The organism is Bradyrhizobium genomosp. I (2014) (assembly GCF_000261685.1).
Lineage (GTDB): Bacteria > Pseudomonadota > Alphaproteobacteria > Rhizobiales > Xanthobacteraceae > Bradyrhizobium.
In genome coordinates this window covers 1-12,388 of record NZ_AJQE01000245.1, presented here as the reverse complement: position 1 = coordinate 12,388, position 12,388 = coordinate 1, and the positions used below count along the sequence as shown (strand labels likewise).

The window sequence follows — 12,388 nt, the reverse complement described above, 5'->3', positions numbered from 1 at the left end:
TGCTTCGCTTCGCTCGCAATGACGGAGTATGTCGAAACAGCGGCGCTAATTCGCCAGATACCGCTCATAGCTCCCCGTCACCGGCTCGCTCGCATCGACCTCCGGATCCAGCGTGTAGAGATCCTGCGCGCGACCGATGCCGCGCAGCGCGTAGCGGCCGGTGGAGACGAGATAGCGGCGCCCAGTGGCATCGAGACCCTTGTAGAACTCGGATGAGGCCAGCAGTTCCCGATCGACCGATCGGCTCATCGAGGCGATGCGGCTGACCTCGTTAACGGTCGGGCCGACCACGGTGAAATCGAGCCGGTCCTCGCTGCCGATATTGCCGTAGAAGACCTCGCCGACATGAAGGCCGATATAGGCCGACGTGGTCGGACGGCCCTCCGCCGCCCGCCGCTTGTTCAGCGCGGCGACGTTCTTGCGGAACAGGTGCTCGGCCCGCAGCGCCGCCCGCCGCGCATCCGCCATGTCCTCGCCCCAGAACATCGCGAGCACGCCGTCGCCGATCAGCTTGAGCACGTCGCCGCCGGCTTCGTGGATGGCGTCGATCACGGCCTGCGCGTAGTCGTTGAGGAACGGAATGATCTCGTCGGGACCGATGCTCTCGCTGATCCCGGTCGAGCCGCGCAGATCCGAATACCAGAGCACGGCGTTGATGCGCTCGGTGACGCCGCGCGAGATGCGCCCGCGCAAAACCTGTTCGGAGGCGTCGCGGCCGAGATAGACGCGGCCGAGCGTGCGCGCGATGTCGACCTGCTGCGCCGACTTAATCGCAAGACCCAGCACCGGCACGAGATCGCGCAGCGCGGCAAGCTCGGATTCGGTGAAGCCATCGTCCCGCCGCGTCGTCCAAGACGAGTAGAGGCAGTCCATCTGCCCCAGCGCTCCGGTCTCGCCGAAGCGATGCACGAACGCCAAGAAATGCCTGTGACCGGTTTCGGCGAGGTCACCGATCTGCGAGAAGTCAAGCGACGGCGCGTCGGCGAGATCGATCACCATCTCGTCGTCGCCATGCTCCAGCAAATGATAGAACACCGAGCGGCGCCAGTTCCTGGCCGCGTCGCCCTCCGCCGTGGATCCATACTCGACGACGTCGCTCTCGTTGGTCGGGGTGTCGCTCCAACGGAACGCCCGGCCCTCGTAGATCGGATGCAGCGTGTCGATGACGACGAGCCCGCGCGATAATGCGAGCCCCTGGGCACGGCAGCGCTCGCAGAAGCCGCGGAGCAGTTCGGGTTCGGGCAGGCCCGTAAGGCCCTGCCCAGCCAACCAGTTCATCAACTCGAGGCGCGAGGTCAGTTGCATGCGCCATTATGCCGTGCATTCGTGACGGGCGAAAGGTGCAGGGCCGGCTGCGCGCCAGCCTCCCGGCCCTTGCAGGTCGAATATGTCGCGGGCACGGTTGACGCACTCGCCGCGCGGGCGGCAAGTGTTGGCGATGAACACTTCGTCGACCAGAATCGGACGCATGCGCGGATGACCCAGCGCCAGCTTCCGATCATCCTGGCGCTCGGCACCACGCAGACCCTGGCCTGGGCCTCGAGCTACTATTTGCCGGCGCTGCTCGCCGATCCCATGGCCCGCGACCTCGGCGTCTCCTCCAACTGGATCTTCGGCGCGTTTTCGGCCTCGCTGGTGATCTCGGCCATGCTCGGCCCGCGCATCGGACGGCAGATCGACCTCGTCGGCGGCCGTCAGGTGCTGTCGGCCTCGAACCTGACCATCGCCGCCGGTCTTGTGCTGCTCGGGTTCTCCCAATCGATCGCGGTGATGGCGATCGCCTGGCTTGTGCTCGGCATCGGCATGGCGATGGGGCTCTACGACGCCGCCTTCGCAGCGCTCGGCCGCATCTACGGCACCGAGGCGCGCAAGCCCATTACCGGCATCACGCTGATGGCGGGCTTCGCTTCCACCGTCGGCTGGCCGCTCACCGCCTGGGGCATCGCCCATATCGGCTGGCGTGACACCTGTTTCGCGTGGGCCGCCGCCAACATCCTGATCGGACTGCCGCTCAATTTTATGATGCTGCCGGTGATCAAGGGCGCCAAGCAGGCCGCGTCCACGGCCGAGAAGCCGCATTTGCCGCTCGATCGCACCATGCTCCTGCTCGCCTTCATTTTCGCGGCGGTCTGGACCGTCACCGGCGCCATGGCCGCGCATTTCCCGCGCATCCTCGAGACCACCGGCGCAACGCCGGCCGAGGCGATCGCGGCCGGCGCGCTGATCGGCCCGGCGCAAGTCGGCGCACGCATGCTGGAGGCCGGCTTTCTCAGCCGCTTCCATCCGCTGTGGTCGACACGGCTCGCCTGCCTCACCCACCCGGTCGGAGCCGTGATCGTTGCGATCTTCGGCGGCGCGGCGGCGAGCGCGTTCGCGCTGTTCCACGGCTCCGGCAACGGCATCTTGACGATCGCCCGCGGCACGCTGCCGCTGTCGATCTTCGGCCCGAAGGATTTCGGTTACCGTCTCGGCATCATCGGCGCCCCGGCACGGATGGCGCAGGCGGTGGCGCCGCTCGCCTTCGGCCTGCTGATCGACCTCATGGGCGCCAAGGTGCTGATCGTCTCGTCTGCGCTCAGCCTTTCCGCGCTCGTGGCGCTGTTCCTGATCCGCCCGGGGCCGCGGCCAGATTGACCGGGGCAAGGCTTTCGCGCACAAGCGGGCCATGACCGAAAACGCTGGCCCGCCCCGTACGCTCAAAGGCCTCCTGCGGTGGGCGACGACGCCGCCCCAGGCCTGGGGCGTCTATCTCCTCGCCATCCTGCTGGTATGGCTGCTCTCGTTCTATGCCGGTACGCTGAAGCCGAAGAAGACCCCGGACGCGAGCCCTCCGATGGTGACCGCGCCGCGGAGCTAAACCGCCTTCGCCTCGCTGGTCGCAATCCAGATACCGGCGGACACGGCGACCAGCCCGGCCAGAAGATTTCCCGTGATCGGCTCACGGCGGATCGAGATCGCCATCGCCTCGCTTCTCGTCCGGAGGACTGGTTGGAGGATCGTGTGCCGTCAACGACACCCCGTCCGCAACCAGTCGCGCGAGTTGCGGCGCGGCGGCGCTGGTGCCGACGAGGCGAAACACGGCGCCGCTTCGATTGCCCCCGGCGCGTACGCCCTGGAGAGCATCCGACTCGTCGCAGAACAGCGCATAGTCGGGACCGACGCGCCGTGGGTAGGGCCCGGGTCGTGCAGGGCCCGCCGACGAATAAGACGACTTGCGTTTTGGCGCCGAAAGAATGTAGCCGCCGGCCACGTGCACACCCGCGACGCTGTCCGTAGCAATCCCGTTAAGGGTGCCCAGGCGAGAAACAAGCGATCCGCTCTTGTCGAACTCCCCATCGGCATACGTGCAGCCGGACCCGGCCGCGCGGCCCGCCTCCCATCCGGCATCGACAAAATACGAGCGCTTCGCGCCGGTGCGCATGTTCATGTTCGGATCGGTGCGGGCCACATAAGCGTGAACCTCGTGCCCCACCTCGATGCCCTCGACCTTGATCTTCCAGTTCCCATGTTCGGGCACCGTGCCGGCTCCGGCGATGGTGGGCTCGACCGCCATCAGCCACACCCTGTCGTCACCCCAGACAACCGGGGCATACGCACCGGTGTAGGGTGGAAGTACGGGTACGCTCGGCGGCGGAGGTGGAGGGGGTGGGGGCGGAGGACCAGCGGTCGATGAGGAGCTACGACCGCCGGGCGAGGTGAGCGTAACGATGACATTGTCCGTGTGGTTCTCCTTCATCCAGACCTCGGCAAAGCAGAGCACGGTGTTGTCGGAAGGAAGGCGCCACGTCCATTCGACATGATCGGGGTCTGCCATGGTTTGCCTGACGAAACGGACGTGCCCCTCGCCCAGATAGGCGTTGCCGGCGGACAGAAAAATATCAAGCTTTGGACTTCCGGAAGTGCCGTCGTAGTAGGTGACAAGCTCCCTCAGCTTGTCCTCGAGCGCCGCGGTGCCGTCGTGAGGTCCGGTCGTCGGTCCGTAGCTGACATTGATCACCACGTTCCTTATCCGGGAATCGACAAATGACATGATGTATTCGATTCCGTCCGCGACGTAGCCCTTCAGCCACACGCCGGTCGCATCACGAAGGCAGCTCTCCGGAAACTGCACGAACACGATATCGGCTTCGCAAGCGGGATCGGTCATGGGATCTCCGGGATTCCAACTCGGCGGATCGCGCCGCGCGATGCGTGCCGAGGGCGGTATGCGTCCTGCGAGGACGTCCATCACATGTGCGCCATGCGAGCGTTGATGCTTGAGGGTCTTGAAACCCGCATCCGCGTAGCAGCCATCCTCGTCGATCGTGTTCGCCCTCTTGTGCAACAGGATCCAGTCGTCGAGGCCAATCACGCCGCCTCCGGACTCCCGGAAGAACTCGAGGCCGTAATTGAAGTCGAACGGCTTCTCGCCGAAGACGTCGGCGCCGACCGGGATCGGGACTCTGGCTGGATCCTCATTCTGATCCCAGATGCCGCGCACGCGCGTCCCGGTTGCAACACCCGCGGTCCATTTGACGAACTGAGCGGCGGCGAACGGACAGCCATCGTCGATCACGCCAATGAGGAGCGATGTCGGTGCTGCTGCGCTCGCGGACCTGTTGCGGAACGCGCCCTTCTTGATGGCCGTCGGCTTCAACGGCAGAGACAGCTCGACCCGGGATACGTTGTCGTTCCATGCCTGGTAACTCTCCGGCCCGACGGCCGCCTTGCGAGCCCGCATGGTCAGATGTCGCGAATTCGGGCTGGTCAGTCCGAATTCGGCGCCGAGGCTGGGACGGCTCATTGCGGTCTTGAAGTCATCGGCCAGTTCGGCCGTCTTGAGCTCCACGAACAGGAACAGCTTCGAATTCTGATCGTCGAAAAACTCGAAGTTCTTGAAGTCGCTCCCGATCGCGTACCGGAGATACGGGTCGAAGGATTTCGGCAATTCCTTGGCCATGGAAGGTCCTCCGCTGCAACACGCTGAACGAAGCCTCGCCTAGGTGAATTTGTACCAGTCCGTCCACTCGGCCCTGGCCTTTCCCCAAAGCTCATTCATGATGAGGGACTGTGTGATCGGCCCTTCCGGAGATTCCGAGTAGAACTTGTTCGCAGCGAACTGCTGGTCCGGGCTGAATGGATTGAAGTCCGTCCCGGCATTGTTGTCGATGTAGCTGGCATTGAACGTGCGGCTCTTCGATGCTGTGCTCCCCAGACAACGTCCGACGAAATACTCGCCCAGCGTCACGCCCAACATGCGCCCTGCCATGCTGTCGACCGGAAAATGGAGGCCCGCCACGACACGATTGGTCGCAATGCGCGCCGCCTGACGGTCGAGCTGCTCGATCACCGTCGGGTATCTCGGTGCGAGATTGAGCAGTGCCTTCAATACTTGAACCACCGCGTAGGTCTGCGTAGCGTGTCCCATCGGGAAGCTGCCGTGACCCGGTGTCGTGATCATCGGCTGCACTTGCGCGTTGTATTCGACCGGGCGCCAGCACGCCAGCGCGTGCTTGAAGCGCATTTCCACATAGACGCAGAACTGCAGCACCATGTTGATGAGTTCGAACGTACGCCTCGTGCGATCTGGGTGCAGATAGACGATCGACGACCAGAAGGCGTACTGGGGATCAATCTGCGCCATGATCTCGGTGGCTCGTTCGCTGCGCAGCTCGGCCCAGCTGAGAACCATCGGGATCTGCGCCACGAATGTTGCCGGCGCCGGACGTTGGATTTCCGCGACCAGCGATCCGGACGACCAAACCTGGAATGCGGTGCCGGCTCCCGTCCCGACTTTCGCGAAGCTGATCCCCTGCAGCATTTCGCCGACGGCTATAAAGGCACGAACCCAGGGTTCCCAGCGCTCTATTTGCACCGGGTCTTCAATGCTGGGCAATCCCGGAGCGTAGCAAACTGGCGGCGGCCCCTCGGGAACGGTGATCCCTTCACGCTCGAGGATGAGTGCATCCACCATGATGGGATTGGCCCAGACGTCGCCCAGTGTGCCAAGTAGCGCCCCTCCGGCCCCTCCAGCGCCGCCCGCTCCGCCTGCACCTCCTGCTCCCCCTGCGCCGCCGGCTCCGCCAGCACCACCTGCGCCGCCTGCTCCTCCCGCTCCGCCTAGTTGAGCCATTGCCTGCCTCCTTATGAAAACAAGTCGGTATGAGTCTAGTCAGCCTGTCGTCGGTAATCCTGCCACTTCCAGGCAGCGGGCCCAGTACCTGCCTGTTTCGAGCTGCGCATTCGGGAGGCGCCCGATGTATCGATCTACGGTCAATTGCGGCTCGAGCTCGCGCATCTTGCCCAAGGCCTCGCGGGCCTCCGCTATGCGTCCCTGCGAAACGAGCGCGATAGCAAGGACCCGCCAGGTGGACGGATGCATGCGATTGAGAACGAGAGATGAGCGCGCGAGCTTTTCCGCCTCCTCGTATCGATGCGCAGATAGGAGCGCCGTGGCGCCGAGAGACTCGAAATAATAGCGCTGCGGATCGAGCGGCGAGAGCTCCAGAGCGCGCCGCGTTGCTTCCACGGCCGCCTCGCCCTCGCCTTTGAAGGCATTGACGGTGCCGCGGTAGAGCCAGCCCAGCGCGTGGCTGGGGTTGGCATCGACTGCCTGCTCGCACCGCCTTCGGGCAGCGTCCAGGTCCTTCAACATGTGACAATAGACGAAGCCTTCGGTCGCAAGCGCAAGCGCGTCGGACGGGTCGCGGTCGAGCGCCGCCCGAGTGGCACTCAAGGCCTCGGTGGCCTCGCGCTTGCGGTCCTCGGACCAGCCGCGCGTCATGCGCAGGATGTACCAGTTGGCGAGCCAGGCGCGCGGGGCAGCTATCCGGCCGTGGCGATTGATCAGTTCGTCCAGAACCTTGCGCGTCTGGAGAAACTCCTCCCTGCTCGACCGGTGCATCAGGCGGATGCTGCCAAGCAGCAGCGAATAGCTCTCCAGCGTCGGCAACGGCTGGGTCAGGATATGCTCGACCTCGGCATCGAAGACCGACAGATGCACCGCAGCGGCGATGCGGTGCGCCAGTTCGCTCTCCGGCTGCAGCAGGTCGCCGAGACCGCCGCCCAGGCGGTCGGTCCAGACCACCTGGTTGGTCCGCGCCGCCGACAGCTCGGCCGTCACCAGTATCCGGTCCGCATCGACCACATAGCTGCCGCTGAGAATGTAGGTGGCACCGAGATGCGCCGATACTTCCGCCACATCGCTGACCCTGCCGCGGAATGTATTGGTCGACAGACGCGAGATCACCTTGAGGTTCGCCGATTTGGATAGGCGCCAGATCACGCTGTCCGCGATCAGGTTGCCGATGTCGAGATGTTCCTCCGCGTCCCTGCGTGCGTCGAAAGGTATGACGGCGATCGTCGGCTCCATGGGAGTTCCATAGTCTCGCCGAGCGGCGAGGCTCGGATGTGGACTGGCCGGGCCAACGCGGTAGGCGCGAACCGGCTTGTCAAAGTGCTTGAGGATACAGTCGCCCAAATCTTCGCACTGCGCATCCACTCCGTGCGTCAGCTCGTCGCGCGCCGCAGCGCTGCCAATCGTCTCCCCCGGATTGGCCAGGCTGGCAAGAGCTGCCGCCAGCTGCTCATGCGCGGCCTCGCTGGCGATCGTTTCACCGGGACCGGCAAGGGTTGCGAGCCGGGCGGCAAGGTTGATACCGGTGCCATAGAAGTCGATGCCGTCGCTCCAGGCGGTGGAAGCGTTGATCCCTGCACGAAGCTGGAAGTGTTGATCTTCGGGACGCCCGGTATTCTGAGCAGCGATGCTCCGGTGCATGTCGGCCGCGGCATTGACGGCATCAGGCACCGACTCGAAGCGGGCCATCAGCCCGTCTCCAAGGCTTTTCACGAGGCCGCCCCGATAGCGCGGCAGAATCTGGCCGGTGGCAAGTTGGACGAAGTCGGTCCATCGGCGCACCGCGGATGCCTCGTGCTGCCGCATCAGCCGCACGGACTCGACGAGGTCGACCAAGAGGACCACAGTGTCCTGCTGCACGAGGCCCATTGCTCGTCTCTCCGAAGCCCGGCCTCCGCTGACCGGACTCTCAGGTGAATGGCCCTTAAGGCCGGTACTGTTCCACTTCCCTGATGTAGACCGGACCTTGCCCGGCAGTTGCCAATTCGGCGGCAGCCCTCATCGGGCGCACGTAACTCCATACTGCGCACGCGGCCGCTCGGTTATGAACCAGATCACGATTTTGCGAAATGCCCGGCCGGGCCGCATCCGCGGCAGACATGCACAACCCACGACAAACAACACAAGCTTCTTCCCGTCATGCGAGAATTCACGTTCATTCGCCGCTAATGCGGACACGTCTCCACCTCGACGGTGACGTGGCTGAGACCTTTCAATCCCGCCAGCCGCCGCTTGTAGACGGCCGGCTGCTTCGGCTTGTCCGACACCACCGAGAGCAGCACGGCACAATGGCCGGGCCCGACCTGCCAGAGATGGAGGTCGGTGACGCGATCGTCACCGACCTCCATGCGGGCCCGGATCACCCGTTCCAACTTCTCGTCGGCGCGCACGTCGAGCAGCACCGCACCCGATGACCTGACCAGGCCGAACGCCCAGCTGGCGATCACGGCGCTGCCGATCAGGCCCACGGCCGGATCGGCCCAGACCCAGCCCGAATACATGGCGACGGCGAGCGCTGCGATCGCCAGCACCGAGGTTGCGGCATCCGTCATGACATGGACATAGGCCGCGCGAAGGTTGTTGTCGTGGTGATGGTGACGATGGCGATGATGATCGTGGTCGTGGTCATGATCGTCGTGATCATCATGGCCATGGTCGTGACCGTGATGGTGATGATCGTGGCTATCGCGCAGCAGCCACACGCTGGCGAGATTGACGCACAAGCCGAGGGCCGCCACCGCCATGGCTTCGCCGTAGACGATCGGCACCGGCGTGATCAGCCGCAGCACGCTCTCATAAGCGATCTCGATCGCGATCAGGCCGAGAATGATCGCGCTGGCGAAGGCGGCAAGATCCCCGAACTTGCCGGTGCCGAAGGTGAAATGCGCATTCCCCAGATGCCGGCGCGCGAAGCGATAGGCGAAGGCGGCAATGCCGAGCGCCGCCGCATGCGTGCCCATGTGCCAGCCGTCGGCCAGCAGCGCCATCGAGCCGTATAGCGAGCCTGCCACGATCTCGCCGACCATCATGACCAGCGTCAGGACGACCACGAGCCAGGTCCGCCGCTCGTTCTCGTCATGAGTCTCGCCCAGGAACGCGTGGTCGTGGGTCCATTGTTCGATGGAATGGGAATGCATCGAATTCTCCGGAATAATCAGGTCAGTCGGCGTGCAGTATAGACGGCGGGCACCAATTTCCTAAGACCCAAACGCTCCGCGGATTGACAGTGCTGCCTGGTTTCGCTGTAATCTGCGCCATGGGGATCGAGCGATCTCCCCACGAGGCGACAGGCCCAAGCATCGCGTCCCGTTCGTTTTTTGCGAGGACGCATCATGTCTACATTCACGACCATCTCGTCTGACAAAATGGCACGGCTGATCGGCACGGCGAACGCGCCTGCACTGATCGATGTGCGCACCGAGGAGGATTTTACCGCCGACCGGCGGCTGATCCCCGGCTCCATCAGGCTCAGCCACGACAATGTGACGGATTGGGGCGGCGCCTTCGCCGGCCGCCGCGCCGTCGTCTCCTGCCTGCGCGGCGAGAAGCTCGCGCAGGGCACCGCGGCCTGGCTGCGCCAGTTCGGCGTGCAAGCCGAAACGCTGGAGGGCGGCTTCGAGGGCTGGAAGGCGGCCAAGCTGCCGCTGCTCGACTCAAGCAAGCTGCCGCCACGTGATGCCAGGGGGCGCACCGTCTGGGTCACGCGGGCGCGACCGAAGGTCGATCGTATCGCCTGCCCGTGGCTGATCCGCCGCTTCGTCGATCCCAGCGCGGTGTTCCTGTACGTGGTGCCGTCGGAAGTGGTGGGCGTCGGCGAGCGCTTCGGCGCGGCCCCCTTCGACATCGAGAACGTGTTCTGGAGCCACCGTGGCGAGCTCTGCACCTTCGACATCATGATCGAGGAGTTCGGGATCGCCACCCCGGCCCTGCTTCGCCTCGCGACGCTGGTGCGCGGCGCCGACACCGCGCGGCCGGATCTGGCGCCGGAGGCACCGGGCCTGCTCGCGGCCTCGCTCGGGCTGTCGCGGATGTACGACGACGACCTCGAACAGCTCGAGGCCGGCATGACGCTCTACGATGCCTTCTACCGCTGGTGCCGCGACGCCACCGCCGAGACCCACAACTGGCCGACCAACAAGGTGAAGGCGTAATGGACACCCGTAACGTTCAATCAGGAGCTGACGCCGGTCACGGCGTCAGCTTCAACGAAGCGTTCCGCGTCTGGCTTCGCGTCGCGTGCCTGAGTTTCGGCGGGCCCGCGGGCCAGATCGCGGTGATGCACCGCATCCTGGTCGAGGAGAAGAAGTGGATCTCCGAAGGCCGTTTCCTGCATGCGCTGAACTATTGCATGCTGCTGCCGGGCCCGGAGGCGCAGCAGCTCGCGACCTATGTCGGCTGGCTGATGCACCGCACCGCCGGCGGGCTGTTGGCGGGCGGGCTGTTCATCCTGCCCGGCATCGTCGCCATCATGGGCCTCAGCTACGTCTACGCGGCATTCGGCAATGTCAGCCTCGTTGAGGCGCTGTTCTTCGGCCTCAAGGCCGCCGTGCTCGCCATCGTCGTCGAGGCCGTGGTGCGCGTCGGCAAGCGCGCGCTGAAGAGCCGCATCATGATCGCGCTCGCGGCCGCGGCCTTCGTCGCGATCTTCTTCTTCGCGGTGCCCTTCCCGATCATCATCATCGCCGCCGGCCTCGTCGGCTATGCCGGCGCGCGCAGCGGCCGCGCCGAGTTCGCCCCGGCCGGTCACGGTCATGGCGGCGGCAGCGCGGCGATCGACAGCATGCTCGGCGAGGCCGTGCCCGACCACGTCAAGCCCGACACCGCGCGCGCGGTCCGCGTCGGTGCGTTGTGGCTGGCGCTCTGGCTGGTCCCGGTGATGGTGTTGTTGCTCGCGCTTGGGCAAGGCAATGTCTTCAGCCAGATCGCGCTGTTCTTCTCGAAGATGGCGCTGGTCACCTTCGGCGGCGCCTACGCCGTGCTGGCCTACGTTGCCCAGCAGGCGGTCGAGCATTATCACTGGCTGAAGCCGCACGAGATGCTCGACGGACTCGGCATGGCCGAGACCACGCCGGGCCCGCTGATCATGGTGCTCCAGTTCCTGGGCTTCATGGCGGCCTATCGCGATGCGGGCGGCCTGTCGCCGATGCTCGCAGCCACGCTCGGCGGCCTGCTCGCGACCTGGGTCACCTTCACGCCCTGCTTCCTCTGGATCTTCGTCGGCGCGCCCTTTATAGAGCGCCTGCGCGGCAACACCGGCCTCGCCGGCGCGCTCAGCGCAATCACCGCAGCCGTGGTCGGCGTGATCCTCAACCTCTCGATCTGGTTCGCGCTGCACACGCTGTTCCGAGAGACCGTGCCGTTGCAAGCGTTTCCGCTGAACTTCGACATGCCCGTGCTGAGGAGCGTCGACATCCCCGCTCTCGTGCTCTCCATCGCGGCGGCGACGGCGATCTTTCGGTTCAAGCTGGGCATGCTGACGGTGCTCGCGGGCAGTTGCGCCGCGGGTGTGGCGCTGCGACTGGGGGCAGTCATCTAGGACGTGTAGTCACGTCCGGTGCGTACAATGCGTTGCACGATCAGCGATCTGGATTGGGGACCCATTCCTCCGCGGTTGAGTCCCAATGATGGGTGTCGTCGAAGTGCTTCCAGAGCGGTGGCCTTTGCTTGCTTTCGCCGTTCTGCCGGCTTGTGCGTGTGCGGCGCTGGACGACTAGGGCCACAGCCATAACTACCCATTCGCGAGCACTGTGTCGGAAGTTCCATTTGATTGGCGCGAGCATGGATGCCTCCGTGAAAGTGGGGAGCTTTCCTCACCTTAGTCCGCACCAAGGGCCCACACATGTAAACGACTTCACAGGCGGTCAAGATCTTGGACGTCGCCGAGGGCGATCACTGCGCGGTGAACGCGAGCAAGTCATCGGCTTGTCCTTTCCGTTTCAGGGTCAAGGGCAGCGCTCGCCGACCGGACGGATTCTGCCCTACTTCGTCCAGGACATGTCGCTGCGGTCTGCGAGCCTGCGCCACCTCCACCCTTCACGCACCCCGGCGCGCTGTTAGAAGATTGCTATGGACGGGCCTCGAGGATCAAATTGAACGGAGTTTCGGCGGCGCGGCGGAAGCGCGTAAACCCGGCCTGCTGAGCCACATCCCGCAGTCTTGCCTCGCCAGCCTGCGCCCCTAGCGCCAAACCCACTTCTTGGTCGAGGGATGCAGGTGTGCAGATCATGGTCGAAGCTGCGTAATAGATGCGCCCGATCGGGTTGAGATTATCCT

9 protein-coding genes and 1 pseudogene are annotated in these 12,388 nt (G+C 64.9%); 4 read left to right on the top strand and 6 right to left on the bottom strand.

Annotated elements, in window-relative coordinates:
* Positions 1-45 precede the first annotated feature (45 nt).
* Positions 46-1,305 carry an adenylate/guanylate cyclase domain-containing protein gene (locus IC50_RS23035; RefSeq protein ID WP_035710026.1) on the bottom strand — a complete coding sequence of 420 codons (1,260 nt, stop codon included), beginning with the start codon at positions 1,303-1,305 and terminating at the stop codon, positions 46-48.
* Positions 1,306-1,476: 171 nt separating this feature from the next.
* On the opposite strand from IC50_RS23035, the gene IC50_RS23030 reads away from it, so the two are divergent.
* Together IC50_RS23030 and IC50_RS23025 are read left to right on the top strand one after the other, a co-directional pair.
* Positions 1,477-2,634, top strand: a complete 1,158-nt coding sequence (locus IC50_RS23030; RefSeq protein WP_035710028.1) for an MFS transporter — start codon at positions 1,477-1,479, stop codon at positions 2,632-2,634.
* Between the two features lie 31 nt (positions 2,635-2,665).
* Positions 2,666-2,857 carry a hypothetical protein gene (locus IC50_RS23025; protein WP_035710024.1) on the top strand — a complete coding sequence of 64 codons (192 nt, stop codon included), beginning with the start codon at positions 2,666-2,668 and terminating at the stop codon, positions 2,855-2,857.
* Between the two features lie 81 nt (positions 2,858-2,938).
* Here IC50_RS23025 and IC50_RS23020 read toward each other — a convergent pair whose 3' ends face one another.
* The 4 genes from IC50_RS23020 to dmeF all read right to left on the bottom strand — a co-directional run bounded on the left by IC50_RS23020 (position 2,939) and on the right by dmeF (position 9,252).
* A complete protein-coding gene (locus tag IC50_RS23020) occupies positions 2,939-4,828 on the bottom strand; it encodes a hypothetical protein (protein WP_157461032.1) in 1,890 nt (629 codons plus the stop codon).
* 150 nt (positions 4,829-4,978) lie between these two features.
* Positions 4,979-5,953, bottom strand: coding sequence for a phosphatase PAP2 family protein (locus IC50_RS23015; RefSeq protein WP_081492487.1), 975 nt, complete (start codon positions 5,951-5,953; stop codon positions 4,979-4,981).
* A 198-nt stretch (positions 5,954-6,151) separates the two neighbouring features.
* Entirely contained in the window at positions 6,152-7,984 is a 1,833-nt protein-coding gene (locus IC50_RS23010) for an adenylate/guanylate cyclase domain-containing protein (RefSeq protein ID WP_035710016.1), read from the bottom strand.
* 296 nt (positions 7,985-8,280) lie between these two features.
* Complete coding sequence (dmeF, locus tag IC50_RS23005; RefSeq protein WP_035710014.1) at positions 8,281-9,252, bottom strand: CDF family Co(II)/Ni(II) efflux transporter DmeF; 972 nt, start codon at positions 9,250-9,252, stop codon at positions 8,281-8,283.
* A 195-nt stretch (positions 9,253-9,447) separates the two neighbouring features.
* On the opposite strand from dmeF, the gene IC50_RS23000 reads away from it, so the two are divergent.
* Together IC50_RS23000 and chrA are read left to right on the top strand one after the other, a co-directional pair.
* A complete protein-coding gene (locus tag IC50_RS23000; protein WP_035710012.1) occupies positions 9,448-10,266 on the top strand; it encodes a chromate resistance protein ChrB domain-containing protein in 819 nt (272 codons plus the stop codon).
* Entirely contained in the window at positions 10,266-11,651 is a 1,386-nt protein-coding gene (gene chrA / locus IC50_RS22995) for a chromate efflux transporter (protein ID WP_035710009.1), read from the top strand. The genes IC50_RS23000 and chrA overlap by 1 nt, the downstream gene beginning before the upstream one ends.
* Positions 11,652-12,179: 528 nt before the next feature.
* Here chrA and IC50_RS42740 read toward each other — a convergent pair.
* A pseudogene (locus IC50_RS42740) lies at positions 12,180-12,388 on the bottom strand (SAM-dependent methyltransferase); the annotation flags it as partial.